Consider the following 26,116-nt stretch of genomic DNA (forward strand, 5'->3'; position numbering starts at 1 on the left):
CCGCTTGCTTTACTGAATCCAACGTTCATTCGGGACAGGACCAAGTTTGGCGAAGCGTTCAAGGTCGTCCATGCCATGCACCGCTTCCAGGGCAAGTGGCGGCTTCTGAGGCAACTTCAATCGATGGGTGGCATCATGGCCCGGCGCGGCGTCAGCAACGACCTCGACCGCAGTAGAGTAATTCACGCTGTAGGTCCTTTCCATCTGTGTGCCGGGATTGATCTCCCACCGCTTGTAGCCGATCAGTTCAAAGCGGCTGTGCTGGTAACGGAAGATACAAGTCGTGATCGACGGGTCCATTGGCTCCACCGTTAGTTCCACGGCAAGTGTGCCGTTCTTAATCGTCAACGAAAGAGCGTCGCCAAAGGTAGGAGTGGGACGACCTGGCGTCCACCTGGGAACGACATAGCCATTCTGGCCAGCGAGCGTAAACGTTCCATCCGCGTTCGCCAGGGCGACACCAAGGATATTCGGATTCGTGTCGAACATCTGGTCTCCTGATGATTCGTTCGGCATCAGGAGCGCCTTGTTTGTTCCGTGCAAGACAAATGCAACGTCGGGCCTGCCGTCGCCGTTCAGGTCTCCGGAGGCTTGCTGGTCGATCTTCCAGCCGGCCGGCACGAAATCTGCCACAGTCCGTCCACTCGTATTCAGCTTCGGTCTGCTGGCGGGCGGAATGCCGTCGGGATCGCCATTGCTCTGTGCTGCTGCGAGAGATAGAGACGCCCCAAAGAGCGCGCATGCAGCCAGCTTGCGGTAAAGACGCATGGGCACGCTAGATGACGCCGCGCTTTACTCTGTTGCCCGGGCGCGAGCCTCACGCACGAGCGCGCGGTACTCCTTCGTGGGCAATTCATAAAGCCGCTGCACACGCGTCGGCATGCGGCTGCCCACGTAGTCGTAGGCGGCACAGACTTCGTCGATCAACTGCGGCAGCGGCAGCACCTGCCAATGGTCGCAGGCGACCCAGTGGGCGCGTGCCAAATAGGGCGCGGGATGCACGCCGTCGCACTCCAGCAGGCGCGGCATGTGTTGCGGTCCGGCGGCAAAGGCGAACACGGCCCGGTCCACCGCGTCCAGGTCGGCGAGGGCAAACATCTTGCCGCCGACCGCCTTGTCCATCGTCCAGAAGACCAGCCGGCCGCCCCACTGCAGCGTTTCCGCCACGCGGGGCAAGGCGAGCAGAGCGGAGCGCACCTCATCCAGGCGCGAGACTTGCGAGAAGTACATCGCCAATATCGTATCGTTCAGGGCTGCAAGCGCGGTGTTCTGTTGCGCTGGCGGGCAGCGGCGCTACACTTGGCAGACACGATCCGCACGCCTTTTGCGAGGAGCTTCCATGAAGTACGCCGTCCTGATTGCACGCATCCTGCTCGGCTTGGCCTTTGTAGCGACAGGCGTTATGAACATCCTGCACCTGAACAAGCAGTCGATGCCGGGCGATGCTGGTCTATTTCTGAGCCTTCTCAGCACACACGGCTACATGACTGTCGTCGCTCTGATCATGCTGATTGGCGGACTGCTGCTGCTGGTGGGCCGGTTTGTGCCGCTTGGCTTGACGCTGCTCGGCCCGGTTATCTTCAATATTTTCCTGTTTCACGCGTTCTTTGCGCCGTCCGGTTTGCCGGTTGCGATCCTGGTCGTTGTGCTGGAACTGTTCCTGATTTTTGCGTACCGGTTGGCTTTTGCCGGCATTTTCAGCTCGGGACCTGAGGTGCTGGGCAGCCCAAAGCTTTGATCCCGCATCGATAGCCGCTATGGACGAGGCACTGATTCCGACGGACGCAAAGGCCCGCAAAGCCGCGATGGGTGGCATTCTGTGCATTGCGGCGGGTGCGGCAATGACCTACTTCTTCGCGATCCGGCCGATTCAGGAGCTGATCGCGACCAACCACACCACGTATTACCTAAAGGGTGTGATGATCGGTCCGCTCTGCGTGTACGTCGGCATTCTGGCGCTGACGGGAAAGTTCGGCGATGGCGAGATCCGCAAGCTGAACGACAAAGGCAAGCCCACGCTGACGAAGAAGGGCTGGATCGCCGTGGCTGGCGGGTTGGCGGTGATTGCACTCACGCTGGTCGCGTGGTACGGCTACCTGCATTCGATGGGCTTTCAGGAGACCAGCGGCGGCTACTAGGGATTGGTTTACCAAGAGAAAAGCCCGGCGGGTGCCGGGCTTATTTCTTGAGTGAATTGGGCTTGAGAGCTAGGCTGCCGCTTTCTGGGCTGCGCCGTTGGCGGACTTGGCTTGTATGGCCAGGGCGGCGAAGCCGGCGGCGTCGTGGACGGCGATGTCGGCCAGGATTTTGCGGTCGAGACCAACGCCAGCCTTTTTCAAGCCACTGATGAAGGTCGAATAGCTCATGCCGTTGATGCGGGCGGCTGCGCCGATGCGGACGATCCAAAGTGAGCGGAACTGGCGCTTCTTCTGCTTGCGGCCGATGTAGGCGAACTTGAGGCCGCGTTCGACGGCTTCCTGCGCTGCCTGGTAGAGCTTGGATTTGGTGAGGAAGTATCCGGAAGCGCGCTTCAGGATTTTCTTGCGGCGGTCGTTCCGCTTTGTGCCACGTTTGACGCGGGGCATGGTGTTCTCCTTTGGTCCCGGCTACCCGATGCGACTTGGGGGCGCGGGCTGCGTAGTTTGTTTCGCGGCTGGAGGCAGGAGGATTGGCTTGTGGCCGTTCCGAACCTCTTCACACGCGTGCTGCGTTCCAATCTCATGTCGGCTCAGGAGCCGAGGGTCCAACTACGCGTTTCCGGACCGTTGCGAAGGGCTTGCGCACATCGCGGCTGGATGGAACTTGGTTTCAGGCGCCTGACGAATCAGGCGTAGGGAATCATCCGGCTGACCTTGGCGTGATCGCCGTCGGAGACGTAGGCGTTGGCGGTCAGTTTCCGCTTTACCTTGGTGCTCTTTGAGGTCAGGATGTGGCGCTTCTTGGTTTGACCGCGCTTGATTTTGCCGCTTGCGGTCTTCGTGAAGCGCTTGGACGCACCCGTGTGGGTCTTCAGCTTCGGCATTGGTTTTTCCTATGTTGTTGCATTTGCGCTTCTGTGCAGACAGGGCGCGGTATCGACCGCGTAAACGGCAACTTGCTGAGTATACATGCTTGACCCCCTCCCCCCTTTGCCGCAAGTTCCTGCGGGAGAAGAACTTAGCTGCAAGTTCTTCATTCTGCATGGGTTAGAGTTGGCCTTTTCGGCGCTTTCTTTTGTTCCCATTTCCAGTATAGCTGTTTCAGAGAAATACCATGCCAGGTGTAAGCTGCACCTATTCAACGGTTTAGACCGCATGGGGGCTTGACACGTCAAAGGTCTTCCGGTCAGGAAGTGGTCGAGCGTCGCAGTTTGCGATGTTTCAGGAAAGGCCTTGTTCCCTGCAATAGAGCGAACCGCCCCAATTGGGTCAACCGCATAACGAACCGGACTTCGGCTATGTGCCACATGGTAAGGTGCCTTTGTGCAGCCTCCGTATTACGCAAGCCTGACCGGGCTACGAGCCGTGGCGGTGCTCATGGTCTTTCTATATCACTACACTCTTGTTGATCTGGGCGGACATGGTGTCCTGGGGTGTGGCTGGATCGGCGTGGATGTGTTTTTCGTGCTTTCTGGTTTCCTGATTACTGGCATCCTGGCCGACTACCGTGACCGCTCCAAATCACTCCGGGATTTCTACGCACGCCGGGTCTTGCGAATCTTCCCGCTTTATTACCTTGTGCTGGGCTTTGCAGCAGCGTATGGGCTGCTAGTGCACGCCTACTTCCACTGGCTGCAGGCACTTTGGCTTGTCGATCTCGGAAACTACGCTGATTACCTGAAACCGTTCGCGCCGGATTTCCAATTTTCGCTAAACACGTTGGTGCCCCGGACGAGCACTGTTGTGGTTTCAACTGGTCACCTCTGGAGCTTATGCATTGAGGAACAGTTTTATCTGCTCTGGCCGTTTGTCGTGTACCGGGTTCGCAGCAATAAGGTCTTACTCTGGCTTGCCGTTTCGGTGATCGTAGCCGCGCCCTTGCTTCGGCTTACGCTATACCTGACCGCTCCCGCGAATATGCTGCGGGATGGTCTGCTCTACCGCATTCTTCCAACCCGCATGGACGCTCTGATGATCGGAGCGGTTCTTCGCCTGCTGCTGGCGGGACCGCACCGGGACTGGATCATTGCGCGGAGACGAATGCTTCTCTTACTTGGTACAGCGCCCGTTGCGCTCTTCTTCGCTCGAGCGATTCATCGATATGAAGATACCGGCTTTAATCGTCTGGGCACGTTCAGTTCTTCATTGTTGTTTACGCTGGTGGATGTGGCAGCGGCGGTTGTCATTCTGAACCTGCTGGATGACGGTGCGATGGCACGCGCTTTGCGATGGGCACCACTGCTGTGGCTCGGAGAGATCAGTTATGGCTTTTATCTGTTTCACGAGTTGCTACGGGACTGGTTACAACACCTTGCGGTGGAACTGCACTTTAGTACGGTGTCAGCGTTTACTGTCCCGATCGGGTTTGCGCTGACGGCGGCGCTCGCGGCACTTAGTTTCCGTTTTGTTGAAAGCCCCTTCTTGCGCTTGAAACGGTATTTCTAAGTTGATCCAATTGGCGACGCTTGTGCCGGGAGCCGTAAAGAACGGAAATGAAACTTACACCTAGTGTGTATCGACATGTTCGCTTTTGAGGCAGCTGGGAGGGAGCCGTGGGCTTCAGCCCACGGGTAACATTGCTGTCTGACTTTCATCTCGTTCTCAATCGCTCGCCGGAGGCGAGCGATTGAGAAGAAGTGACAAAGTAGCGCACGAATCCAGCGGGTTAGGTAGTGTCTGACGAATTCTTTTACGCACACAATGGCCTGAGAGTGCCGACAAAAATGCAGGTTTCTCCACTGCGCACGCGCAAAGAGCGCGCGTGCTCCGGTCGAAATGACAAGTCTTCAGCCGCTCGATGATCCATCAGACACTGCCTAAAGCTCGCTGCTCCCTTCCAAATGCGGTCCACATAAATATGTGGATACATCCTAGCGGCCAAGAATCGTGTGCCGTACTATTCGTAGTCGCCGGTTCTGCCGCAGAAGTTGAATTTCTGATTCATGATGACGGGGAAGTCTGCTGCTTCTCCGGGGCGGGGTGCTGAGGTGCGGACAAGCAGCCAGTCGGCACCGTGGAGGCACTGCTGGTGGACCAGGGTCCACTGACCTGTTTGCACGCGCGACATGAGCAGGCTGTCGATTTTGCGTTGGGGCAACGGCTGTCCATTGCTGTAGACCTTTTCGTGCGCCTTGATCACGCCGAGGTTGCGCTCATAAAAGATCCACGTGGGTGGCGCGGTCTGAAGCTCGTGCACCAGACCTTCGATTGCCTGTTTGCTGGAGGTGTCATACCAGGTCTGCACGTATCCGTGCCAGGGCGCCTTGTCACAGAAGTAGTTTGCGTGCGGGTATGGAAGCGACAGCAGGTCGCCGGGTTCAGCCCTGATCTCCTTGCATACGGGTTTGATCCATGCGAGTTGGTCCGCGTCGAGATAGATGGGGCCGTAGTCGGGGTGTTGATACCAGACGCGGTCGGCGAACATGGTGTCCGCGTGATAGTCATGCCAGGCGAAGGGGTGCAGATATTTGAACGAGAACGCGGCGATGGCAAGCAGTGCCGCGGTGAGCGCAAGACCGCGCCTGAGGTTTGCGGAGAACGGGACCGGCGTGACGATGGGCAGCAGGAGAATGGTCAGCGCCATGGCCGGGGAACTCTCCGTTTCGCCGTGACCACCCGTCATGGCCGCAAGAAACAACTGCAGCATGGGGATGAGCAGAAGCAGTTCGCGAGCGTGCCAAACACCGCTTCGATCATGACCGAGCAGATGCCGGACGAAGCGGACCATGAGCACGAGGAAGAGGACATACGCGAACGGAACGGCGATGGCCGAGAAGGCATCGTCGATGAAGCCCGGCAGGATGTTCTTGACGTAAAAAACGACGCTGAGGAAAGAAAACGCGATCCATGCGAAGAACCGGAGCTTGCGGCGGCGCAGGGCGGCAAAGTTGTGGTTCAACCCCGGGCCGAGAAGGATGCAGATGACGACCAGAACGACATACACGACCGGCATGGCGGCGTGGGGACTCTTGAGGAAGCGCAAGGTGGTTCTGAAGGGCAGGATGAGGGGATAGAGCCAGATATGGCCGGATGCACCCTTGATCTGTGCGGCCTGGACGACGGTGTAGAAGTACCAGACGGACAGCTTGTCGCCGGTGAGAAGGATAACTGAGAGAAACGAGGCGGCGGTGGTGGCGAGGAAGGTTAGCGACGCGGCGATGCGGTTGTGGAAGGCAGAGCCGAAGAGGGCGATGCCGCTGGCGGCGACGAGGGCTGCTCCGTCGTTGAGGCGGTTGCTGGTGGACAGGCCGGCGAAGACACCGAGCAGGGCGGCGATGACGAGAGCGCGGCGCGGCGACGGATCGCGGTCGAGTACCAGAAGAAGCCACAGGGAGTAGACCTGGAGAATCTGGGTGGTGACGTGGTAGTCGTCGAACCGGTAGTAGCTGATGGTCATGGTCATGCCGAAGGCGGCAAGGATGAGCATGGCCCGGTTGCGGTCGCGCCAGGGCACGTAACGCGCGACCAGCATGAGACCGACGCTGTAGAGCACGACCTGGATGGCGGGAAAGATGTGAAACGCGATCCAGCTTTTGCCGAACCAGGACAGGGCGCCGGCGGTGAGCAGGATAAAGAGGGGCTGCTGGTTCATGTGCAGCCCGGAGTAGAGGTGTTGGCCGGAGCGCACGAGCGAGGCGTACCAGAACCAGAGGCCGTCGCCCACGGTGAAGACGTTGAGCAGGTGCGCCAGGCCGAAGGCAATGCAGAAGAGAACGGCGAGCACTTGCCAAAGCACGCCGGTCCGTTGGTGCAGCGTGGCTGGCTTCAGCAAACATTTCTCCCGGCTGCAAAACAGCCTGCGTTGAGCGGATTTGGCTCTGCGCGAGGCCGTGAAGGCAGAGCGATCCGGTTGCGGCGGTTCAAGGGATGTTCGGCTCATGATAACGCAGGAAGCTGCTGTGAAAGCCTGGCGCGCGCGGTCGTTGGAGGTGCGCCCGTTGGCACGCTGGGTATGCTGGGGTCATGCGGGCTGGGGACATGCGTACGAGGCAGCTGAGCTACCTGGCGGGCTTTGCGTTGTGTTGCGTTGCGGTGGTGATGGTGCCGTACCTGTTTCCGCCGCGCGGCGGGATTTCGGTTTCGGTGATGGCCGGGTTCAGCAATCGCGCGGCGCAGGCAGTGCTGCTTGCGGGTGGGTTGCTGTTTGCGCTGTGGACGCGGGGTTGGGGGCTTCGCCTGCCAGAGGTGGAGGGCACGACGGCGGGGCGGCGGATGTGGGTTGTGCCGGCGGCGGCGGTGTTGCTGGTGAGCGCGGCGAGCCTGTACCTATGGCACTGGGCGAGCAACATGGGCCCGTATGACGAGGGCATTTACTTTCTGGACCGCTTCAGCAACCAGATGGCGGGCGGCCGTGTGTATCGCGATTTTCAGTTCGATTACGGCCCGCTGCTGTATTACCCGTCGTGGTGGCTGGCGGCGGCGCTTCACATTCCGGTGGGCCATGCGTACTACCTGTTCTGCCTGCTGGAATGGGTGGCTGGCGTGCTGCTGCTGTGGGGCGTGATTGCCAGGTTGCGGGCGCGCCGGTGGGACGGAGTGTTTGCCTTTGGCGTGCTGGTGCTAGTGTGGTTCACGTCCATCACGGACCAGGGTGCGCAGTACACGCCGCTGCGCTTTGTGTTGAGCTCTGTGGGCGCGTTGTGGGTGCACCGGTTGTGGCAGAGCGGGGCGCGGGGCGAGGGCCGGGGTGGGATGCTGCCGGCCATGGCAGCGGCGGGCTGCTGCTTTACCGGGTTGCTGCTGTATTCGCCGGAGCAGGGCATCGGTTTCGCGATGGCGACGGTGCTGTTTTTCGCGATGGGTGTGCGGCGGCGAGAGGTGGCGGTGCCGTTGGCGGGGTTCGTCGTGTTCTGCGTTGCGGTGTTCGCGATGGCGGCACACCAGGGATGGATGGGGGTGTTGTTCACGTTTGCGGGAGGCTCGTTCAACCTGCCGCTGCTGTTGGGATTTGAAACGCTGTTTCTGATTGCGCTGCTGCTGCTCAGCGCGTGTGTGGTGGTGTGTGCGTTCCGGCGCGGGGAGTCGTCGCGGCCGGAGATGTACCTGGTCGCGCTGGCGCTGATGGCGGTGCCGGCGGCGTTTGGGCGGGCCGACCCGGGGCATATTTTTATCAACACGATGCCGGCGCTGCTGGTGGTGACGCTGGCGCTGCTGCGATTGCCGCGGGGCCGAGCCGCGGTGATGGCGGGCTGGCTGGTCTACATTGGCCTGGCGTATGCCAGCCACACGCGGCAGCAGGTGAATGTGCTGATGCACTCATGGCCGCGGATGGAGAAGGTGCCGGCGGCGACGGAGCTGCCCCCGGCCGGCGTTGGGCTGCGTGCGCCGATCCGGTATTTTTCGTACCTGGACGGGCAGTTCGGGCCGAAGGTGACGACGGGACGGTATTACAGCTTCGACCTGGTGTTTCCGGGCATGGCGGAGGAGAAGATTCAGGAGCTGCGGGAGCATCCGCGCGACCTGATTGTGGTGCCGGTGGCTTACGAGGAGTCGTGCGCGATGATCTCGCCCGAGACGCTGCGCCGGAGCCTGCGCGATGACGTGACGAACCTGTACACGCCGAAGCTGCGGCCGGTGCCGAACGTGAAGCAGGCGCTGTGCGACTACATTCACACGCACTACATGGGCAGCCCGTTTCGGGTGCCGCGTGAGGAGTATCGGGTGATGCAGCCACGTGCGTTTCCGCAGAGCCGGTACACGAGTGCTGCGGTTCAGGAGGCCGCGGCGCCGGGGATGGTGCCGGGGATGGCGGTGAAGCTGCCCTAGGCGGCCGATGGGTTATTCGCGGTCAGGGATTTTTGTGCCGAGCAGGCGGCCGTCCATGTCGGCGAGCACGTAGGTGGTGACGGCGAGCAGTGCGATGTTTTTGCGGAAGTCGTCGAGGTTGACCTTGTCGAGGGTGTCGGCCTCGGTGTGGTGCCAGTCGAAGTAGTGCTCGGCTACGGTGATGGGCGCGAGTGAGGGGACGCCGAGCGCGACGATGGGGCCGATGTCGGAACCGCCGCCGGCGGGGAAGACCTTGCCGGCGCCGATGGGCTGCAGGAGAGCGGCGATTTGCTGCATGGTTTGGAAGGACTGCTGTTGCTCGGGCGTGAGGGCGTCCATGTTGAAGGGTGGCGGGCCCTGGCGCATCATCTGCTGCATGGTGGGCGCGCGGCGATTGCCGGGGGTGCGGGCCAGCACGGTGTAGCCGATGCCGAGTGGGGCCTCGGCGCCGTCGTCCATTTCGATGGCGGCAACCTGCTTGTCGATATTCTTGGCGACCAGGTCACGGTAGGCGCGGCCGCCGGCGCCGCCGTTTTCTTCGTTGACCCAGAAGACGAGGCGCAGGGTGCGCTTCGGCTTCAGGTGCAGGTCGTGGATGAGCTTGACCGCGCCGTAGGCGGCCATGATGCCGGAGCCGTCGTCCTGCGCGCCCTGGCCGACGTCCCACGAGTCGATGTGGCCGCCGACGACGACGACTTCGTCGGGCTTTTCAGAGCCGCGGATTTCGCCGATGACATTGCCGCTTTCGACGTCGGGTTCCTGGTGGGCGTCCATCTGCAGGTGCACGGTGACGGTGCCTTCTTTTGCGAGGCGCTCGATCAGGAGGGCGTCTTCGGGCGAGATGGCGGCGGCGGGGATTTTTGGCTGCTTTTCGTCGTAGCGCAGCGTGCCGGTGTGGGGCGTTTGCTCGACCAGGCCGGTGGCGGAGCGGACCAGCATGGCGACCGCGCCCTTGGCCGCGGCGCGCGAGGCGCCGGTGGTGCGGTAGAGCGAGCCCACGCCGTAGCCGTGCCAGCCGGGGTTGTAGACGACGATCTTGCCTTTGATACTGTCGGGCGGCAGCGCGTCGAGTTCGTCGAACGTGTGCACGAAAACTACGGGTGCGGTGATGCCTTGGCCCGGCGTGCCGACGCTCATGCCGAGGCCGAGCATGTGCAGCGTGCGCGGCGTGCCGTTCAGGCCGGGGGAGACGATCTGTGCTTCCTCGTGGCCGCGCACCCAGTGCGGCACCATGGCGGGCTGCACCATTACGTTTTCCAGGCCCGCCTTGCGCATCAGGTCCGCGCCCCACTGCACGGCAGTGTTCAGCTGCGGCGTGCCGCTGTTGCGGTTGCCGATGTGATCGCACAGGTAGGTGAGCGCGGTGTACGCGTCGTTGTCAGAGGAAGCGGCGGTAAGGATCTTGCTGGCATCGGCCTGGTACTTTGCCGTGATCGGACCGGCGACCGCGGGCTGACCGTTCGCTCCAAACTGCGCAGAAACGGAAAGCGACAGCACAGCAGCGGCTGCAACGGAAAGCAGAGACAGAACTACCTTGGGCGATGGCATGGGAATGCTCTCCGGGTCTTGAGCTGAAGCAGGATGTGGTTTGTTTTGTTATACGGTGTGCGGTCGATGAAAGTCGCCTCTATGCCGGTGACCTGGTGCGTAGGCATGGAATGCGGATCAATTTGACAGCATCTCCGCACCGCTCCTAGGCTTGATTGCATGCAGATCCAACTCACAGCAGAGCAGGAAGTGCTGCTTTCAGAGGTGGCGACCCATGAAGGAAAGCCGGTGGGTGAGCTGCTGATGGAGTACGCGACGCTTGCGTTGCAAAAACGGAGCCGCTTTCTGGCTGAAGTGGACGAAGGTTTGGCGTCGGCGGAACGCGGTGACTTTCTGGAAGAGGAAGCTATGGATGCACGCGTTCGAGCCATGCTGGAACGCTAATGCGGCTCCGCTGGACGTGCCCGCAGCTGACGATCTGGAGCAGATCAAGCTGTATCTGGATGAGCACCATCCGCAGTTTTCCAACTCGACGGTGCGCAAGCTGTACGAGGAAGTGCGGTCGCTGAAAGCGATGCCCTGGCGTGGCCGTGTTGGGCTGAAGGAAGGGACACGGGAGTTGGTCGTTTCGCCTCTTCCCTATTTGGTGACCTATCGTGTTGCCGGGGACACAGTGCAGATTCTTCGCATTCACCATGGAGCCCAGGATCGTTGGGCGACCGACCGTTTCATGTGAGCGTACTTAAATCAGTACGTATAGGGAACGACCGTTGATTCTAGTGAGCACTTTCCAGAGATCGCGGTTCCTCCTTGCCTGTGACCACGCCCAGAAGGACGCTGCACGCCATGAGCGCGGCGGCTACGTAGTACGGCATGCCGGGCAGGTGCGGGCCGGTGCCGGTGGTGATCGCGCGGGCAAAAATCCAGGTGAACAGACTGGGGCCGACCACGCCCGCGATGCCGCGCAAGCTGTTGATGGCGCCCTGCAACTGGCCCTGTTCGTTGGCCCCGGCGGCGCGGCTCATAATGCTTTGCGTTGCCGGCCAGGCGATGGAGGTGAGATTGAGCAGAGGCATGCCTGCAACGAACTGCAGGCCGGTATGCGCGGCACCGAAGATCACATAGCCGATACCACCACCCGCCAGTCCATAGAGCGTAGCGCGGCGGTCGCCCAGCCATTTGCTAGCGCGGCGTACCAGGAAGAAGCCGTACAGAATAGTGAGCGCGCCCAGCACGGCAAGCGAGTTGCCGATCTGGTGGACGGACCAGTGATAGCGATACTCCACGTACACGACGTAGACGTTGAGCAGCGAGTTCTGCGCCAGGTAGCCGAGCAAGAGAACCCCGGTGAACGCCAGCATGGTGCGCGAACGTGAGAGCAGCCGCATGGAACCGATGGGGTTGGCGCGGGCCCAGGAGAACGGGCTGCGGTTTTCGTGCGAAAGCGACTCCGGCAGAACGAAGAAGCCATAGATGAAGTTGAGCAGCGAGAGCGCGGCTGATACCCAGAACGGCAGCCGGGACGAGATGGAGCCGAGCCAGCCGCCAAGCGCCGGGCCGACGATGAAGCCGAAACCAAAGGCCGCCTGCAGCATGCCAAATGCAGCGGCCCGCTTCTCACGCGGAGTGACATCGCTCATGTAGGCCTGCGCCGTGGGCACGCTGCTGGCGGTGATGCCCGCGAGCACGCGGCCGATCAGCAGGAAGCGCAGCGACGGCGCGAGCGCCATCAGAATGTAATCCACGCCAAGGCCGAGGTTGGAGAGCAGCACGATCGGCCGGCGGCCGTAGCGATCCGAAAGAGACCCCAGTACGGGCGAGAAGACGTACTGCATGAGCGCGAAGACGGTGCCGAAGAGGCCGATGGTTTCTGCCGTGCGCGCCGCGGAGCCGCCCACAAAGCCGCTGATGAGGTTCGGCAGCACAGGCGCGATCATGCCGAGCGCGAGCATGTCGAGCGTGACGGTCATGAAGATGAACGTGACGGCAGCGCGGCGGGCGGGCTGCACCCGCACCGGTGTGGGCGCGGGATCGCTGGCCGGGTAATCGGTGGGGTCGTCGACACCCTGCGACGCGGGCACGTCTGCCGCGTGCCGCGTTACCGGTTCGGTCTGTTGCTGCTGCGCTTCGTCGGGCTCGCTCATTGCCGCGGGTTCAGGCGCTGACCGCGCGACCGCGCAGGTAGAACTCGGCCAGTTCCAGGTCACCGGGCTGGGTGATTTTGAAGTTTGCGGCGGAGCCGGGAACGACGGCAACGGTCAGACCGGCTCGCTCCAGCAAACTTGCCTCGTCGGTGCCCTGAAAGCTGTCTGCGTCGGCCTCGGCAAAGGCGCGATGCAGATCGGCAAACCGCGCGCCCTGTGGCGTTTGTGCCTGCACGATACGTTCGCGCGGAATGGTGGCCGTGATGATGGCGCCATCGGCGGTGCGCTCGACCTGCTTGATGGTGTCGACCGCGGGCAGGCCGACGATGGCTGCGCCGTGTTTCAGGATCGCGTCGATGGTGCGGTCGATGGTGGCAGCGTCGATGAGCGGACGCACGGCATCGTGTACCAGCACGACGTCGTCAGGCGCGGCGCTGAGGCTTCGCAAGGCGTTCGCAACAGAATCCTGACGATGATCGCCACCTATCGCGATGCGCACCCGGCCGGTGAGACCATGTTCCTGCAGGAGAGCATTGACCTGGTCCTGCTCTGCCGAGCGCAGGGCCAGCGTGATGGACGCGACGCGGTCGATGGCCGCAAACGCCTGCACGCTGCGCAGCAGAATGGGCACGCCGCCGAGCGCAAGGAACTGCTTGGCCGACACGCCTGGAACGGGCATGCGCGTGCCCAAACCCGCAGCCGGAAGAATGACATGGACCTGCATAGACCCTTGAGTGTAGACCTTTTCGCTTCGGCCGCGACGGTATGTGGCACCAGGGTCTCAGTCTATGCACCCTTGCGCTCCGCTATGCTGAAGACTTGACTGGCGCATGATTCGACGGTTTGATCGTGTCGGGCGTGCCCGGTGAGTTCTTCGCATTTGTGAGGTGGCGACGTTGGCAGGATTGCGGATCGGTTATGGCTTCGACTCTCATGCATTTGAACCGGGAGTGCCGCTGATTCTGGGCGGACTACCGGTTGAGCACACGGAGGGTCTGGCAGGCCACTCCGACGGCGACGTGTTGCTGCACGCCATTACCGATGCGTTGCTGGGCGCGGTTTCCGCTGGGGATATTGGCACGTTTTTTCCGCCGAGCGATGAGCGTTGGAAGGGTGCGGACTCTTCCCTGTTTGTGCGCACGGCGCTGGAGGAAATTGCGACGGCGGGATATCGCATTGTGAACCTGGATACGGTGCTGATCATGCATCGCCCGAAAATTGTGCCGATCGCGGGCGAGATCCGCGAGCGTGTCGCGGAGATCCTGAGCGTTCCGGCGCGCAATGTCGGCATCAAGGCCAAGACGCCGGAAGGATTGAACCAGGACGGTGTGGCCGTGGCGCATGTGACGGTACTGCTGGAAGAAATTGCTGAGCCCGAGCCGCTGAAAACCATGACCGCCGAACTCGAGGATCCGGCGGAGATGGAGGTCGTGGTGCGTTCGCTGGTGGATGAGCCGCACGACATGCGGCGGCTGGGCCGCAAGCCGGCGTTTGATACGGACGACCTGACATAGACCGCAAGGGACTGGGCTGCCGATTTTGGCTGCCGATTATTGAATGCCGTTTTTGGCCGGCGAATTTGGCGGGTCAGGCAACTCGCTGGGGCGAACTTGCGTACAACGCTCTACACCCGCACCTTGCGGGTTGGAAGGATTCGATCATGAGCATGCAGGACGCACCCACAACCCTGGATCCGACGGCAGCGCACGCACTGGCGTTTCTGGGCCCGTTCTTCTTTTTCATGGTGCTGTTTTTCCTGGCGCTGTACATCATTCCGCTGTGGCAGATTGTGAAGAAGGCCGGCTTTCATCCGGCGTTGTCGCTGCTGATCCTGGTTCCCGTGGTCAACATCGTGATGCTGTATGTGTTTGCGTTCTCGCGCTGGCGCGTGGTTCCCGCACCGGAATACCCTGGGGCCTACCCACCGCAGGTGCCGCCGGGCGCGTACCCGCCGGTGTACGCGCCGGGAACGGTTCCGATGACGCCGGCTGCGAACAATTACAGCGCGCCCGGCGCCTACGTGCCGACGCCTCCTGTGTCGAGCACGGCCGCGTATCCGCCGCCGCCCACCGAACCGCCGACGCAGCTTTAGGTCAGCCGTTTATGCCAGCAGTACGGCGATGCCGTACTGCTGGAGTGTCTTGTCGTGGGTGACGAGCGTTAGGCTTTCGATTCGGGCCTGCGCGACCAGCATGCGATCGAACGGGTCGCAGTGATAGAGCGGAAGCTCACCCGCGAGCTGCGCGTGCTCGGGCGTGATGCTCATCAGTGCAACTCCGTTCCGCTTAGCGATTGCGACGACCGGTAGTGTAAGCTTCAGCTTCCCTACGGTTTGCTTGAAAGTGAGCTCCCATACCGTCGCAGCGCTTATGTAAACTTCTTCAGCCATGTCGACACTCGCACGAATTTTGCTATTGAGCGCCGAGACGTCGTACCACAGCAGCACATGGGAGTCCAGCAGCAGCTTCAATCGATCATCCCGAAGGCACGTTGGATATCTTCGGGCCACGGCTCGTCCAACCACGACAGATCGGCTCCGGCTAGCCCTGAAGCGTTCTGTCCACCGCGGCGCCTGACGGGCCGATCGTCCGTCTCGGGGGCGCGAAATGGGATAATCTTCGCCACAATGGCTCCGTCTTTTTCCAAGGCAATCTCTTCGCCGGCTTCCGCGCAGTTCAGCAGTTCGGCCAATTCCGTGTCGTGCTGCTTGATCTGGTAGGCGCCCATGCGTCAAGACTAGATGCAGGCCGGTCAGCCGCGCAACGCCGCTGCTACCCTTGACTTGCATGAGTTCCGAGCAGTTTGCACTTCCTTCCCGTAATTCGAAGCAGTCCGGCCCGGTGCGGGTTCGCGTCGCGCCGTCACCCACCGGCGACCCGCACGTGGGCACCGCCTACATCGGCTTGCTGAACTACCTGTTTGCCAAGCAGCGCGGCGGCGCCTTTGTGCTGCGCATCGAAGACACGGATCGCACCCGCTTTGTTTCCACCAGCGAGCAGATGATCTTTGACGCGCTGCGCTGGGTGGGCTTGCGCTGGGACGAAGGTCCCGACGTGGGCGGACCGCACGGCCCGTACCGCCAAAGCGAACGTACTGAAATCTATCGCGAGTACTGCGACAAGCTGGTTGCGAGCGGCCATGCCTACCGTGCGTTTGAAACGCCGGAGGAGCTGGAAGCCGAGCGCAAGGAGCAGACCGCGGCCAAGCTGCCGCCCAAGTACAACGGGCCTTCGCGCAACTACACGCCGGCGCAGGCCGAGGCCGCGCTGGCCGAGGGCAAGGCGTACACCGTGCGCCTGCGCGTGCCCGACGGCGACAAGCCGGCCGGCACCGCCAGCACCACGTTTCGCGATGAACTGCGCGGCGACATCACCTTTGACCACGTGAACGTGGATGACCAGGTGCTGCTGAAGTCGGACGGCTACCCGACCTATCACCTGGCCAACGTTGTGGACGACCACCTGATGGGCATTACGGACGTGATTCGCGCCGAGGAGTGGATCAGCTCTACGCCGAAGCACGTACTGCTGTACCAGGCCTTTGGCTGGGACGTGCCGCGTTTCTGGCACATGCCGCTGCTGCGCAATGTGGACAAGTCGAAGATTTCAAAGCGCAAAAATCCGGTGTCGCTTATTTACTACCGGCAGGCTGGATACCTGCCAGAGGCGCTGCTGAATTTTCTGGGCCTGATGGGCGGCGGCATGGCACAGCCGACGGAGCAGGAGATTGTCAGCAAAGGTCTGGATATGAAGCTCGCGGACGTTTTCTCGCTTGCTGACATGCTGGAGCGGTATGACTTTCATCGCATCTCGCTGGGCGGGCCGGTGTTCGACCTGACCAAGCTGAAGTGGTTGAATGGCGAGTATCTGCGCGCGATGAGCGGCGATGCTTTTTTCGAGGCGCTGCGGCAGACGATCTTCAGCGATAGCTACCTGCGCGAGATCGCACCGCTGGTGCAGACGCGCATTGAGACGCTTGCGCAATTCGGGGATATGGCTGACTTCTTCTTCAAGGACGATGTGCAGCCTTCCGCGGACCTGTTCGTTCCGAAAAAGCGCACGGTGGAAGAAGCCCTTCGTTTCACTGAAGGCATGCTGACGGTTCTAGAGAGCGCGGTTTGGGATGCGGAAGTCATCAATATGAAACTGCGCGAGTGGCTGATGGTGCGGAGCGTGACGGATATCTCTGAACCTAAGCAAGCGGAGTGGAGCGTCAAGGAAGCGTTTATGCTGCTGCGCGCGATCGTGACCGGCAAGACCGCGTCGCCGCCGCTACTGGAATCGCTGATCGTCTTTGGAAAGGCCCGCACACTGGACCGCATGCGGCGGTTTTTAGATGCGCAGAAGAAAGCGCTGGCACTGGCTGGAAGGGGCCAAGTAGGGCACAGAACAACGCACCTAACGAGAGAATGAAGGGTGATTTTGATGCCTTCTATGCTGCCGCTGCTTTATCTCGGGCCGTTTAACGCATTACTTCTGATCTATGTGATCAGGTTGGTTACAACTTACCGATCACTTCCGACCAAGGTTGCTACAAGTTTCGATCTGAGAAACAATCCGACTGCGTGGATGAGGCCGTTGACGTGGGCGTTGATATCGGTGCTCCTCTGGATCATTCTTGCTGTCATCTTTGGGGGCTTTTACTTCGTATATGCCATGGGCAAGCAAACGGCTATTCTTCCGGGCATAGCACTGCTCTACATGTGTGCGGGAGCAGTCTTTTCAGCATTTATGCAAATCTTAGCCGTCTCGACAGGGAAGGCCAGGTTCCACTCATCCCATCTGTTGGTGGCAGGTGCTGCTGGGCTGCTGTATGGGTGTGCCTTGCTAGGGCTGCGTTAGTACACATCACTTTGCCGTAAACGGCTGCTCGACCGGCAATGTTTTCGGCGGGTAGCAGGCGGCCGCGTCGCAGGCCTGGTACTTCAGCACGGCGATGAGCGTGCGCTGACCGGGCTGCGCGACTACGTGTGCGGTCAGTACAACGTCATTGGTGTACACATCGAGTTTGGTTTGCGGTTCAAAGCTGAAACTGTACGGCTGGCCCGCGGGAAAATCGACCGTCTGCACCTTGATGCCATCACCTTCGCCAATCGCGATCCTGGTGGGAATGAGCATCTCGCTCTTGGGCGTGTGGGAGTTGATGTGGAAGCCCGGATCAACGTGGAAGTGCAGCAGCACCGTCGCGGGCTTGTTGGCGGCCACGATCTGAGGCTCCGCGGCGAACTGCACGTGCCCCCTGGCGGCCGGCTTCGACGATTGGCTCAGGTCGATCGCCTGCGCGCCAATGCGCCTGACCACCAGGAACATCGCCGCAAATGCAAGCATGAGCACCGTTGCAAAGCAGATGGCATAGGTGACGCGCGTACGTGTGGAAACGGCTTGCATGTGTGCTCCTATTGCAGGATCTTTTGCACGTTCGCTTCGGCTTCGTCGCGGCTTGCAAGACCGATCGCCTCGCCGCGCACCACGCCTGCCTTGTCGATATAGAACGTTGCAGGCAGCATATCCAGCCCGCCGTAGGCATCGCCCACCTTGTGATCGGTCAGCAGAATGGGGTAGGTCACGTTCAGGCGTTTTACGGTGTCGGAAACCTCGGCTTTCAGCTTGTCTGGCTTGGCCTCGTCGTCCTCGTTCACGCCGACGACCTGCAGACCCTGCGCCGCGTATTTTTTGCTGAAGTCTTCAAACCACGGCATCTCCACCTTGCACGGCGCGCACCATGTGGCCCAGAAGTTCAGCAGCACCGGCTTTCCTTTCAAATCGTCTAGGCTTACGCGCTTGCCGTCCATGCTGGTCAGCGCAAAAACGGGAGCGGTTTTTCCGCGCAGGTCCGGTGCCGAGCCGAACTGGGCTGACGCCTCGCTGATCGAGGCCGTCGCGCCCGGCTTGTCCACACGGAGCGCCTGCACCTGTGCCTGCTCCGCCTCGTCCGTTTTACGCCGCCGATTGCTGCTGATGCCGGACCAGACCAGCAACGCCACGACCACCACGATCAACCCACCTACCAGCACGTTCCGCATGCGCCTGCTCACCCTCGTCTGTAACAGATTACCGGGCGGGGTGGAACGATGCGAAGTACCTGCATAGAAGGCAGCCACGGTCAGAACAGGCCCTGTGACACGCAAGTAAAATGAACCGATACGCCGCCCCGTGAAGCGGGAACGCGGCGAGCACACCGGAGAACAATGCAACGCTGGTCCACACTTTTCATTCCCACCCTGCGCGAAGCACCCAGCGACGCCGAGGTCGCCAGCCACCAATTGCTGCTGCGCGCCGGCTACATTCGCCAGTTGGGCGCGGGTATCTACAGCTACCTGCCGCTGGGTACGCGGGCCGTCAACAAGATCGTGGCCATCGTTCGCGAAGAGATGGACCGTATCGCGCAGGAGTTCTTTTTGCCCGCGCTGCACCCGCGCGAGGTGTGGGAAGAAAGCGGCCGATGGACCGGCATGGGCGACAACATGTTTCGCCTGCGTGACCGCAAGGGCGCCGAGCTGGCGCTGGGCATGACGCACGAAGAGGTGATGACCTCCATCGCGCGCAACGAGATCCGCAGCTACAAGCAGCTGCCGCAGATCTGGTACCAGATCCAGACCAAGTTCCGCGATGAGCCTCGGCCCAAGAGTGGCCTCTTGCGCGTGCGGCAGTTCACCATGAAGGACTCGTACAGCTTCGACATCGACGCGGCCGGCCTGGACAAGAGCTACGACCTGCACGACGCAGCCTACCGCCGCATCTTCAAGCGCTGCGGCCTGGAGTTCGTCGCGGTGGAAGCCGACTCCGGTGCCATGGGCGGATCGCAATCGCAGGAGTTCATGGTCTACACCGAGGCCGGCGAGGACTGGATCGCCAGCGCGCGCGATGACAACGGCAATGTGTTGTACGCCGCAAACATGGAAAAGGCCACGTCGAAGCTGGATGCCATTCAGGATCTGGAGCCAACTGGCGACGGCATGCCCGAGCTGGTACACACGCCCGGCAAAGCAGCCATCGCGGACGTCGCCGAGTTCTTCGGCATCTTGCCCGCACAGGACATTAAGTGCGTGGCGTACATGGGCCAGGCGCCCGGCCCCGACGGCACCACACTGGAGAAGCCGGTTATCGCGTTTTTGCGAGGTGACCACCAGGTGAACGAAACCAAGCTGGCGGGCGCGGCGCATTGCGACGATCTGCGGCCCATGCAGCCGCAGGAGCTGGAACAGTACTTCAACGGCCCCGCGGGCTACCTCGGCCCCATCGGCTTGACCGTGCTGCCGGCGGACGCGTTCGCCATCAATCGCGGCTTCTACGATGCTGCCGCGCTTGCGAAAGCGAAATCGCTGAGCGCCGAGGTCTCGGACGCGTTCAAGAATGAGCGCGCCGCCACGGTCGTGCTCGACGCCGCGCTGGAAGGCCGCAAGAACCTGGTCGCCGGCGCGAACAAGCTCGACTACCACTACCGCAACGTGACGCCCGGCCGCGACTTCACCTGGACCGTCGCGGCGGACATCCGCAACGTGAGCGCAGGCGAGCCCGACCCTGTCGCCGGCCTGCCGCTGCGTCGCGGCAAGGCGGTTGAAATCGGGCATATCTTCAAGCTTGGCTACAAGTACTCCGAGTCGATGGGCGCGCGCGTGCTGGATCGCAACGGCAAGGAAACCACCCCGATCATGGGTTCTTATGGCATTGGTATCGAGCGCATCCTGACCGCGGCGATCGAGCAGAGTGCCGCGAAGCATGGCAAGAATGATCGCGGTGAGTGGAGCTATGTGTTGCCGGTTTCGATCGCGCCCTACCCGGTCGTCGTTACGGTGACCAAGCAGAGCGATACCGCGCTGGCCGAGGCGGGCGAGAAGATTGCCGCGGCACTGCACGCCGCGAAGATCGACGTGCTGCTGGACGACCGCGACGGCTCCGCCGGTGTGAAGTTCAAGGACGCCGACCTGATCGGCGCGCCCTACCGCATCAACGTCGGCAAGAAACTGGCAGAGGGGCAGGTGGAGCTGGTCGACCGCCTGCAGGGCACAACGATGTACATCGCCGTAGATGACGTGCTGATCGCGGTCCGGAATCGGCTTGCGGCGGCGTCACTCGCCTAACGCTCACTTCAGCTGTAAAGGGTGGCTCACACTGCTGATAGCATCTTTTAAAAGGGAGTACCGGTCATGAACAAACTTCAGTTCGTGTCGATCATGGTGACGGTCGCCAGCTCCTTTGTGCTGATCGTGCTGGCGTGGATGCAGTCAAACGTGCGCATGTCCCGCATTGAAACCATGCTTGATTCCGTGGTGAACCGGCAATCCGCGGACATGAAGGATGTGCGCGACCGCCAAACTGCGGATATGAGGGAAGTGCGCGACCGACTCGATACCATCGACAATCATCTGATGACCTTCTACACCATTACTGGAAAGCTGGAAGGCCGCATCGATGAGTTGTCGCGCCGGTAGCGTACCCGCATGGCAGTCAAGGTAAAGCTCGGCAACGGCAACGCTCGCTACGACGCAAACGCGCCACGCGGCTCGCGGGCACGGCGTCCGTTCTGGAAACGCGCTTTGCTGCTTATCGTCACGCTAACGCTGGTGGCCGGCATCATCGGCGCCATTACCTTCAGCTACTACTACCACCAGTACGAACGCATTGTGGACGACCGGCTGGCCGCGGGGCCGCTGTTCGTTTCCACGTCGCAGATTTATGCCGCGCCGCGCGAGGTGCGTCCCGGCCAGCACTTCACCGTTGCGGAGATTGGCCAGGACCTGCGCAAGGCCGGCTACAACGTGAACCCGCGCATGGGCACCTACCAGCTTTCCGGCGACAGCATCAGCGTGAAGCCTGGCCCCGCTTCGTTTCACTCGCCCGACGGCGCGACGATCACCGACGACGGCACCAGCATCACGAAGATCACCGCAGACAACGGCGTGGAGCTGCGCACCTACGAGTTGGAGCCACAGCTGATTACCGGCCTGAGCGAAGACAAGAACCGCACCAAGCGCCGCCTGATCACCTACTCGCAGATACCAAAGGTGCTGGTGCAAGCGGTTACCGCCATCGAAGACCGCCGCTTCTTCGAGCACGGCGGCGTTAATTTTTACCGGCTTGCCGGGTGTGCCTTTGAAGATGCCATGAGCGGCAAGAAGGAGTGTGGCGGCTCGACGCTGACCATGCAGCTGGCGCGCGGCTTCTTTCTCTCACCCAAGAAGGACATCGGCCGCAAGCTGCGCGAGATCATGATCACGCTGCAGTTGGAATCGCGATTCAGCAAAGAACAGATTTTTGAGATGTACGCGAACCAGATCAACCTGGGCCAGCGCGGATCGTTCGCGATCAACGGCTTCGGTGAGGCTTCGCAGGCGTACTTCGGCAAGGACGTGACGCGGCTCAACGTGGCCGAGGCGGCGATGCTCGCGGGCCTGATCCAGCGGCCTAACTACTTCAACCCATTCCGGCATCCGGAGCGCACCCTGGAGCGCCGCAACCTGGTGCTGAAGTCGATGGTGGATACGGGCGCGCTGACCCAGGCCCGATCCGAAATCGCGCAGGGCGAGCCGCTGCACCTGGTGCCGCAGAATATCGACGCGAACGAAGCACCATACTTCGTCGACTTGGTCCACGACCAGCTCAATTATCGCCTGGGCGACACCACGCAGAGCGGAACCCTGCGCATCTACACGTCGCTTGACCCCGACCTGCAAAAGGCCGCCAGCGAAGCTGTGGAAGCGGGCATGCGTCAGGTGGACGAAGAGGTCCGCAGGCTGCACCATGGCGAGGCGAACTTCCCCATGCCACAGGTGTCGCTGGTGGCGCTGAACCCGCACACCGGCCAGGTGCTGGCGCTGGTGGGCGGCCGCAATTATGGCCAGTCGCAGTTGAACCACGCGACCAGTAAGCGGCCGACCGGCTCCATCTTCAAACCGTTCGTCTACGCCACGGCAGAGATGGACACGGTGCGCGGCCAGCAGCTTGGGGGCAGCGTGGACGACGAGGGCAACCAGAGCGGCGGTGGTCTCTTCACCGCGGTGACGCCGCTCAGCGACGTGCCGACAACCTTCACGTATGACAACGGCCGCTCCACGTACACCCCGCGCAATTTCAAAGGTTCGTTCCATGGCACCGTGACGGCGATCTATGCGCTGGCACACTCGTTGAACAACGCGACTGTTTCGCTGGGTCAGCAGGTCGGCTTTGAGAACGTGGCCGCACTGGGCCGCGCCAGCGGCATCGCCAATGCCAAGGGCACGCCGGCCGTGGCGCTGGGTGCGTATGACGCCACGCCGCTTGATATGGCCGGCGCCTATACCGTGTTTGCGAACGGTGGCGTGCACATCAATCCCTGGATGCTGAAGGCCGTACGCAACGACAAGGCAGACATCGTTGCCGACTTCACGCCCGAGGCCTCGCAGGTGATGGACCCCAAGGCGGCCTACCTTACGCAATCGCTGCTGGAAGGCGTGATGAACTTCGGCTATGGCGTTGCCGTGCGGCAAAAGGGCTTCAGGGCACCAGCCGCCGGCAAAACCGGGACCAGCCACGACGCGTGGTTCGCCGCATATTCCAGCAACCTGCTGTGCGTGGTATGGGTCGGCAACGACGACTACACCGACATCAAGCTGACGGGCGCCGTAGCCGCCGCGCCCATCTGGGCCGAATTTATGAATCGCGCCGCGAAGCTGCCGCAGTACAGCGACATGCAGGCGTTCACCGCGCCGGACGGCATTACACAAGTCAAGCTGGACAAGACGACCAACCTGCTTGCCGACGAAACCTGCCCCAACGACTACATGGCGGCCTTTCTGGAAGGCACGCAGCCGCAAAGCACCTGCAGCCGCATGGGCGGCGGCAGCGGCAACCTGGGCGATGTGCTGGGCAGCTTCAGCGGTGTGGGTGGCGGAAGCAGCTCGCCGGATGGTACTGCAACTGGCAACGGTGCTGGCAATGCGGCTACGGACGGCAACGCCGGCGACGGCCAGGAGCGTAAACATCGCAACTTCTTCCAGAAGTTGTTTGGCAGCGGCGATCACAAGAACGATTCGCCACCACCCGATTCTCCGCCGCAGTAAGCGTGTCTTTCGCGACCTCGGCGGAGGTAAAGGATTGGTCTTTTGAGGCAAGGCAGCAATGTCGAGCACTGCCCTGCTTACCGGTGCGCCTGCGCCTCTTGTAAGCCTTTCGCGAGGGCGGGACCAAGTTCGTCGCCCTGCAGGTCGGGGCGCTGGTGCTCCAGGTCACGTTGCGCAAGCCGGTAGTGCTCCAGCGCCTGGAGCCACAACGCCTGTGCGGCGAGACGGTCGGCGAGTTGCAACTGAGCGCGTGGCGACTCGGGCGCTAGGTCAACGGCGGTTTGCGCAGCCTGCAGCGATTGCGCGTTGCGGCCGGCCCTGGCCAGATCGCGCGACTCGCGCACCTGATACCAGGACGCGGCGAGCGGCACGGCAAAGCGGCCCTGATAAACGTAGACGCCGTCCTGCAGGATGGCCACAGGCTTCAAAGCGTGAAAGCTCTCATAGGGATTCATGGCGCCGTCGCCGGATTCGACGCCGTCCAGATCACTCTCACTGATCAGGACGGTGCCGTCGATCACGGGCGGCACGTTCATGGGCAGATGAAACCACCACGTGTTGCTTCCAGTGGGCAGGCGCTTGCAGTGCACGCCGTAATCCTGGGGCTGCACAGCGCCATCTGGAAAATACGCGAACCAGCAGTTGGTGATGTGATTGGTGTCGAGGTACTGCTTGACGGTTTTGAGTTGCTGGCCCCAATCGACATTGGCATCGCTCAGATAGCGGCGGACCTGCCGCGGGCCGCCCCACGCCTCGTTGCCGTAGGCCATGTAATTGGGCGAGGCATGCAGGCTGGTGCCAACCTGCCACAGACAGAGCACGGCCGCAATCGACGCAAACACCGGACCGCGACGCAGCAGTGCGGCAGCCGTGGCACCCGCGATTACATAGAGAAACGGGTAAATCGGCATCATGTGACGAGCGCCGATGTCGAAGTGCGAAGCGGTGATGACGAGGAAATAGATCGCGGCCGGGAGCAGAAGGTACAGAAGCTTCTTCGCGAGGTCATGTGTCTGCGTGCGCAGGATAAAGGGCGCGAGCAGTAGCAGAAGAAGGAACGGCAGCGTGGACTTAATCAGGAACGCCGCCGGAAAGTATTGCCATGGTCCGTGGCGATAGATGTGCCCGAAAAAGTAGCTGACGTATTCGTACTCGGTGTACTTCGTGTTTGCCAGGCCCCACAGGTACGCCTGTGGCAACAGGTGCAGGCGCGCAACAAACGCCAGCATTGCGCCAAGTCCCTTGCCCGGCATTGCTGCCAGGTACGGGCCGAGCGTGGGTGAGAGTTGCATGCCTGCGGGCGCGGGCGCATCACGGAAGCTGTAAAAGGCCCAGATAGTCAGCCAGGCGCAGGCCAGTGCTCCGCAACAGGCAGCCAGGCGGCGCACAAATGGGGTGAGACGACGCGTCTGCGCGCCCTCCACAACGAGGAGTAGCAGCAGGACAGGCACGACCAGGATGCCGGTGTATTTGGTGACCATGGCGAGCCCGGCAGCCAAGCCCGTGGTCAGCAGCCAGGCTGCCGATGGCCGCTGCGTGTAGTGATACCACGCGAAAACAGCCGCAAAGAAAAAGCACGCGCTGCCGATATCAGTGGAGACGAGCGTACCGTGCGCGAGGACCAGCGGATCGAACGTGAACAGGCCAAACGCCAGCAGGCCGGCGGTTGTGCCGAAGAGGTGCCGTCCCGTCGCGTAGATCAGCGCCGCCGTCCCGAGCGTGAAGAGCATGCACATGAGGCGCGCGGGGAACAGGAGGCGGTCGCCGCCATTGGAGAAGACAAAGGTGCGGCCTTCCAGAAATGCACTTTGCGATTGGGAATCGCCCTCCGGCGGCGGCATGGCCGGATGCAAATGCAGCAGTGGCAGTGCGGCCGTGATCTTGATGAGCGGCGGGACCTCGGCGTTGGCGCGGTAGTCGCGGAGGGTAAGGATTTTGTAGCCGTCGTACAGGTGGTGTGCTTCGTCCCAGTTGGCCGAGTAAAGACGCGCGATATGGACCAGCTGCCCGGCAAATACGGCGAGCAGCAGTGCTGCCGCGAACCAGTGCCACGACTCGCGCCACGCGGAACGGTGAATGCGCATGCACGTCAGCATAGCGCTCCACTCGCTGAACAGTCTTCGAAGCGACAGGTGGAGATCCGCTAGTGGTGCGAGGAAGCCAAACAGAGGTATCGACACGGCTCCCCGTCATGGGTGACGAACGAGCATTTACACGTTGTCCTGCACGCGACGGCGGTCTGAACTCACCAAAATCAGTCAGATTTGTCGTGCATATGCAACAAGTGTCGGCGGCGTCCGATGGTGCTGCTCATGAGCGACAGTTACAGCGCGGAAGTCAGGCATAGTGCAAGAGAGCTGGTGCCCGATCGTGGCGGCAGCGAACTGGGACGGTTGAGCCGGCTGGTCGAGAACGCGCAGAACGCGAGATCAAACTCCTCAATTTGCAGCGAGCACGCCGCCCCGGATGTGAATTTTGGGTTTCGCTGCCCCAAGGCTGGTGCAAACTTCATTGCCTGTGGCGCATTCTGACGCATACGTCGT

The 26,116-nt window shown here is 61.7% G+C and carries 26 protein-coding genes; 13 read left to right on the forward strand and 13 right to left on the reverse strand.

Features of this window, described 5'->3' with window-relative positions:
• Window positions 1–9: 9 nt before the first annotated feature.
• Window positions 10–768, reverse strand: a complete 759-nt coding sequence (locus ACOFKT_RS12985; protein ID WP_419804400.1) for an FG-GAP repeat domain-containing protein — start codon at window positions 766–768, stop codon at window positions 10–12.
• Window positions 769–792: 24 nt separating this feature from the next.
• Window positions 793–1,230, reverse strand: coding sequence for an MmcQ/YjbR family DNA-binding protein (locus ACOFKT_RS12990; RefSeq protein WP_419804401.1), 438 nt, complete (start codon window positions 1,228–1,230; stop codon window positions 793–795).
• A gap of 109 nt (window positions 1,231–1,339) precedes the next feature.
• On the opposite strand from ACOFKT_RS12990, the gene ACOFKT_RS12995 reads away from it, so the two are divergent.
• Together ACOFKT_RS12995 and ACOFKT_RS13000 are read left to right on the forward strand one after the other, a co-directional pair.
• The gene (locus ACOFKT_RS12995) at window positions 1,340–1,738 is read left to right on the forward strand and encodes a DoxX family protein (RefSeq protein ID WP_419804402.1); all 399 of its coding nucleotides are present in this window, start codon (window positions 1,340–1,342) and stop codon (window positions 1,736–1,738) included.
• Between the two features lie 19 nt (window positions 1,739–1,757).
• The gene (locus tag ACOFKT_RS13000) at window positions 1,758–2,138 is read left to right on the forward strand and encodes a hypothetical protein (RefSeq protein WP_419804403.1); all 381 of its coding nucleotides are present in this window, start codon (window positions 1,758–1,760) and stop codon (window positions 2,136–2,138) included.
• A gap of 69 nt (window positions 2,139–2,207) precedes the next feature.
• Here the strand turns inward: ACOFKT_RS13000 and rplT are convergent, their stop codons facing one another.
• Both rplT and rpmI read right to left on the reverse strand, forming a co-directional pair.
• Complete coding sequence (rplT, locus tag ACOFKT_RS13005; RefSeq protein ID WP_419804404.1) at window positions 2,208–2,585, reverse strand: 50S ribosomal protein L20; 378 nt, start codon at window positions 2,583–2,585, stop codon at window positions 2,208–2,210.
• A 239-nt stretch (window positions 2,586–2,824) separates the two neighbouring features.
• The gene (rpmI, locus tag ACOFKT_RS13010) at window positions 2,825–3,022 is read right to left on the reverse strand and encodes a 50S ribosomal protein L35 (protein ID WP_419804405.1); all 198 of its coding nucleotides are present in this window, start codon (window positions 3,020–3,022) and stop codon (window positions 2,825–2,827) included.
• 439 nt (window positions 3,023–3,461) lie between these two features.
• Here rpmI and ACOFKT_RS13015 point away from each other — a divergent pair, with 439 nt between their 5' ends.
• Window positions 3,462–4,583 carry an acyltransferase family protein gene (locus tag ACOFKT_RS13015; RefSeq protein ID WP_419804406.1) on the forward strand — a complete coding sequence of 374 codons (1,122 nt, stop codon included), beginning with the start codon at window positions 3,462–3,464 and terminating at the stop codon, window positions 4,581–4,583.
• A gap of 451 nt (window positions 4,584–5,034) precedes the next feature.
• Here ACOFKT_RS13015 and ACOFKT_RS13020 read toward each other — a convergent pair whose 3' ends face one another.
• Window positions 5,035–6,909 carry a hypothetical protein gene (locus ACOFKT_RS13020; RefSeq protein ID WP_419804407.1) on the reverse strand — a complete coding sequence of 625 codons (1,875 nt, stop codon included), beginning with the start codon at window positions 6,907–6,909 and terminating at the stop codon, window positions 5,035–5,037.
• A 206-nt stretch (window positions 6,910–7,115) separates the two neighbouring features.
• On the opposite strand from ACOFKT_RS13020, the gene ACOFKT_RS13025 reads away from it, so the two are divergent.
• The gene (locus ACOFKT_RS13025; protein WP_419804408.1) at window positions 7,116–8,903 is read left to right on the forward strand and encodes a hypothetical protein; all 1,788 of its coding nucleotides are present in this window, start codon (window positions 7,116–7,118) and stop codon (window positions 8,901–8,903) included.
• A 12-nt stretch (window positions 8,904–8,915) separates the two neighbouring features.
• Here ACOFKT_RS13025 and ACOFKT_RS13030 read toward each other — a convergent pair whose 3' ends face one another.
• Window positions 8,916–10,451, reverse strand: a complete 1,536-nt coding sequence (locus ACOFKT_RS13030) for a M20/M25/M40 family metallo-hydrolase (RefSeq protein ID WP_419804409.1) — start codon at window positions 10,449–10,451, stop codon at window positions 8,916–8,918.
• Between the two features lie 159 nt (window positions 10,452–10,610).
• Between ACOFKT_RS13030 and ACOFKT_RS13035 the strand changes: the two genes are divergently transcribed.
• A complete protein-coding gene (locus ACOFKT_RS13035) occupies window positions 10,611–10,835 on the forward strand; it encodes a hypothetical protein (RefSeq protein WP_419804410.1) in 225 nt (74 codons plus the stop codon).
• Window positions 10,804–11,127, forward strand: coding sequence for a type II toxin-antitoxin system RelE/ParE family toxin (locus ACOFKT_RS13040; protein WP_419804411.1), 324 nt, complete (start codon window positions 10,804–10,806; stop codon window positions 11,125–11,127). The genes ACOFKT_RS13035 and ACOFKT_RS13040 overlap by 32 nt, the downstream gene beginning before the upstream one ends.
• 40 nt (window positions 11,128–11,167) lie before the next feature.
• On the opposite strand, the gene ACOFKT_RS13045 is transcribed toward ACOFKT_RS13040, so the two are convergent.
• Window positions 11,168–12,535 (reverse strand): TCR/Tet family MFS transporter, encoded by a 1,368-nt coding sequence (locus ACOFKT_RS13045; RefSeq protein ID WP_419804412.1) that lies wholly within the window; start codon window positions 12,533–12,535, stop codon window positions 11,168–11,170.
• A gap of 10 nt (window positions 12,536–12,545) precedes the next feature.
• A complete protein-coding gene (ispD, locus tag ACOFKT_RS13050) occupies window positions 12,546–13,259 on the reverse strand; it encodes a 2-C-methyl-D-erythritol 4-phosphate cytidylyltransferase (RefSeq protein ID WP_419804413.1) in 714 nt (237 codons plus the stop codon).
• A gap of 181 nt (window positions 13,260–13,440) precedes the next feature.
• On the opposite strand from ispD, the gene ispF reads away from it, so the two are divergent.
• Together ispF and ACOFKT_RS13060 are read left to right on the forward strand one after the other, a co-directional pair.
• Window positions 13,441–14,049, forward strand: coding sequence for a 2-C-methyl-D-erythritol 2,4-cyclodiphosphate synthase (gene ispF / locus ACOFKT_RS13055; RefSeq protein ID WP_419807170.1), 609 nt, complete (start codon window positions 13,441–13,443; stop codon window positions 14,047–14,049).
• Window positions 14,050–14,195: 146 nt separating this feature from the next.
• Window positions 14,196–14,627, forward strand: a complete 432-nt coding sequence (locus ACOFKT_RS13060; RefSeq protein ID WP_419804414.1) for a hypothetical protein — start codon at window positions 14,196–14,198, stop codon at window positions 14,625–14,627.
• Window positions 14,628–14,636: 9 nt separating this feature from the next.
• On the opposite strand, the gene ACOFKT_RS13065 is transcribed toward ACOFKT_RS13060, so the two are convergent.
• Window positions 14,637–15,005 (reverse strand): type II toxin-antitoxin system VapC family toxin, encoded by a 369-nt coding sequence (locus ACOFKT_RS13065; protein WP_419804415.1) that lies wholly within the window; start codon window positions 15,003–15,005, stop codon window positions 14,637–14,639.
• Window positions 15,002–15,262, reverse strand: a complete 261-nt coding sequence (locus tag ACOFKT_RS13070) for a type II toxin-antitoxin system Phd/YefM family antitoxin (RefSeq protein ID WP_419804416.1) — start codon at window positions 15,260–15,262, stop codon at window positions 15,002–15,004. Before ACOFKT_RS13070 ends, ACOFKT_RS13065 begins: the two co-directional genes overlap by 4 nt.
• A gap of 59 nt (window positions 15,263–15,321) precedes the next feature.
• Here ACOFKT_RS13070 and gltX point away from each other — a divergent pair, with 59 nt between their 5' ends.
• Together gltX and ACOFKT_RS13080 are read left to right on the forward strand one after the other, a co-directional pair.
• Window positions 15,322–16,947 carry a glutamate--tRNA ligase gene (gltX, locus tag ACOFKT_RS13075; RefSeq protein ID WP_419804417.1) on the forward strand — a complete coding sequence of 542 codons (1,626 nt, stop codon included), beginning with the start codon at window positions 15,322–15,324 and terminating at the stop codon, window positions 16,945–16,947.
• A gap of 12 nt (window positions 16,948–16,959) precedes the next feature.
• Window positions 16,960–17,376, forward strand: a complete 417-nt coding sequence (locus tag ACOFKT_RS13080) for a hypothetical protein (RefSeq protein WP_419804418.1) — start codon at window positions 16,960–16,962, stop codon at window positions 17,374–17,376.
• A 6-nt stretch (window positions 17,377–17,382) separates the two neighbouring features.
• On the opposite strand, the gene ACOFKT_RS13085 is transcribed toward ACOFKT_RS13080, so the two are convergent.
• Complete coding sequence (locus ACOFKT_RS13085) at window positions 17,383–17,922, reverse strand: protein-disulfide reductase DsbD N-terminal domain-containing protein (protein WP_419804419.1); 540 nt, start codon at window positions 17,920–17,922, stop codon at window positions 17,383–17,385.
• An 8-nt stretch (window positions 17,923–17,930) separates the two neighbouring features.
• Window positions 17,931–18,557 carry a TlpA family protein disulfide reductase gene (locus ACOFKT_RS13090; protein WP_419804420.1) on the reverse strand — a complete coding sequence of 209 codons (627 nt, stop codon included), beginning with the start codon at window positions 18,555–18,557 and terminating at the stop codon, window positions 17,931–17,933.
• 165 nt (window positions 18,558–18,722) lie between these two features.
• Between ACOFKT_RS13090 and ACOFKT_RS13095 the strand changes: the two genes are divergently transcribed.
• From ACOFKT_RS13095 to ACOFKT_RS13105, 3 genes are all read left to right on the forward strand, one after another.
• Window positions 18,723–20,615 (forward strand): proline--tRNA ligase, encoded by a 1,893-nt coding sequence (locus ACOFKT_RS13095; protein WP_419804421.1) that lies wholly within the window; start codon window positions 18,723–18,725, stop codon window positions 20,613–20,615.
• 66 nt (window positions 20,616–20,681) lie between these two features.
• Window positions 20,682–20,966: a hypothetical protein gene (locus tag ACOFKT_RS13100; protein ID WP_419804422.1), complete on the forward strand. Its 285-nt coding sequence runs from the start codon at window positions 20,682–20,684 to the stop codon at window positions 20,964–20,966.
• 9 nt (window positions 20,967–20,975) lie between these two features.
• A complete protein-coding gene (locus ACOFKT_RS13105) occupies window positions 20,976–23,573 on the forward strand; it encodes a transglycosylase domain-containing protein (protein ID WP_419804423.1) in 2,598 nt (865 codons plus the stop codon).
• A gap of 77 nt (window positions 23,574–23,650) precedes the next feature.
• Here ACOFKT_RS13105 and ACOFKT_RS13110 read toward each other — a convergent pair whose 3' ends face one another.
• Complete coding sequence (locus ACOFKT_RS13110) at window positions 23,651–25,669, reverse strand: glycosyltransferase family 39 protein (RefSeq protein WP_419804424.1); 2,019 nt, start codon at window positions 25,667–25,669, stop codon at window positions 23,651–23,653.
• Window positions 25,670–26,116: the final 447 nt, after the last annotated feature.

The sequence above is a fragment of the Terriglobus sp. genome (assembly GCF_965201105.1).
Classification (GTDB): Bacteria; Acidobacteriota; Terriglobia; order Terriglobales; family Acidobacteriaceae; genus Terriglobus.

What these genes read in the sequence shown, in the direction of transcription:
- ACOFKT_RS13000 (WP_419804403.1), top strand. Translation starts at nt 1,758, where the DNA reads ATGGACGAGGCACTGATTCCGACGGACGCAAAGGCCCGCAAAGCCGCG.
- ACOFKT_RS13080 (WP_419804418.1), top strand. Translation starts at nt 16,960, where the DNA reads ATGCCTTCTATGCTGCCGCTGCTTTATCTCGGGCCGTTTAACGCATTA.
- ACOFKT_RS12995 (WP_419804402.1), top strand. Translation starts at nt 1,340, where the DNA reads ATGAAGTACGCCGTCCTGATTGCACGCATCCTGCTCGGCTTGGCCTTT.
- ACOFKT_RS12985 (WP_419804400.1), bottom strand. Translation starts at nt 768, where the DNA reads ATGCGTCTTTACCGCAAGCTGGCTGCATGCGCGCTCTTTGGGGCGTCT.
- ACOFKT_RS13095 (WP_419804421.1), top strand. Translation starts at nt 18,723, where the DNA reads ATGCAACGCTGGTCCACACTTTTCATTCCCACCCTGCGCGAAGCACCC.
- ACOFKT_RS13090 (WP_419804420.1), bottom strand. Translation starts at nt 18,557, where the DNA reads ATGCGGAACGTGCTGGTAGGTGGGTTGATCGTGGTGGTCGTGGCGTTG.
- ispD (WP_419804413.1), bottom strand. Translation starts at nt 13,259, where the DNA reads ATGCAGGTCCATGTCATTCTTCCGGCTGCGGGTTTGGGCACGCGCATG.
- ACOFKT_RS13100 (WP_419804422.1), top strand. Translation starts at nt 20,682, where the DNA reads ATGAACAAACTTCAGTTCGTGTCGATCATGGTGACGGTCGCCAGCTCC.
- ACOFKT_RS13060 (WP_419804414.1), top strand. Translation starts at nt 14,196, where the DNA reads ATGAGCATGCAGGACGCACCCACAACCCTGGATCCGACGGCAGCGCAC.
- ACOFKT_RS13085 (WP_419804419.1), bottom strand. Translation starts at nt 17,922, where the DNA reads ATGCAAGCCGTTTCCACACGTACGCGCGTCACCTATGCCATCTGCTTT.
- ACOFKT_RS13045 (WP_419804412.1), bottom strand. Translation starts at nt 12,535, where the DNA reads ATGAGCGAGCCCGACGAAGCGCAGCAGCAACAGACCGAACCGGTAACG.
- ACOFKT_RS13070 (WP_419804416.1), bottom strand. Translation starts at nt 15,262, where the DNA reads ATGGGCGCCTACCAGATCAAGCAGCACGACACGGAATTGGCCGAACTG.
- gltX (WP_419804417.1), top strand. Translation starts at nt 15,322, where the DNA reads ATGAGTTCCGAGCAGTTTGCACTTCCTTCCCGTAATTCGAAGCAGTCC.
- ACOFKT_RS13105 (WP_419804423.1), top strand. Translation starts at nt 20,976, where the DNA reads ATGGCAGTCAAGGTAAAGCTCGGCAACGGCAACGCTCGCTACGACGCA.
- ACOFKT_RS12990 (WP_419804401.1), bottom strand. Translation starts at nt 1,230, where the DNA reads ATGTACTTCTCGCAAGTCTCGCGCCTGGATGAGGTGCGCTCCGCTCTG.
- ACOFKT_RS13040 (WP_419804411.1), top strand. Translation starts at nt 10,804, where the DNA reads ATGCACGCGTTCGAGCCATGCTGGAACGCTAATGCGGCTCCGCTGGAC.
- ACOFKT_RS13110 (WP_419804424.1), bottom strand. Translation starts at nt 25,669, where the DNA reads ATGCTGACGTGCATGCGCATTCACCGTTCCGCGTGGCGCGAGTCGTGG.
- ACOFKT_RS13035 (WP_419804410.1), top strand. Translation starts at nt 10,611, where the DNA reads ATGCAGATCCAACTCACAGCAGAGCAGGAAGTGCTGCTTTCAGAGGTG.
- ACOFKT_RS13025 (WP_419804408.1), top strand. Translation starts at nt 7,116, where the DNA reads ATGCGTACGAGGCAGCTGAGCTACCTGGCGGGCTTTGCGTTGTGTTGC.
- ACOFKT_RS13030 (WP_419804409.1), bottom strand. Translation starts at nt 10,451, where the DNA reads ATGCCATCGCCCAAGGTAGTTCTGTCTCTGCTTTCCGTTGCAGCCGCT.
- rplT (WP_419804404.1), bottom strand. Translation starts at nt 2,585, where the DNA reads ATGCCCCGCGTCAAACGTGGCACAAAGCGGAACGACCGCCGCAAGAAA.
- rpmI (WP_419804405.1), bottom strand. Translation starts at nt 3,022, where the DNA reads ATGCCGAAGCTGAAGACCCACACGGGTGCGTCCAAGCGCTTCACGAAG.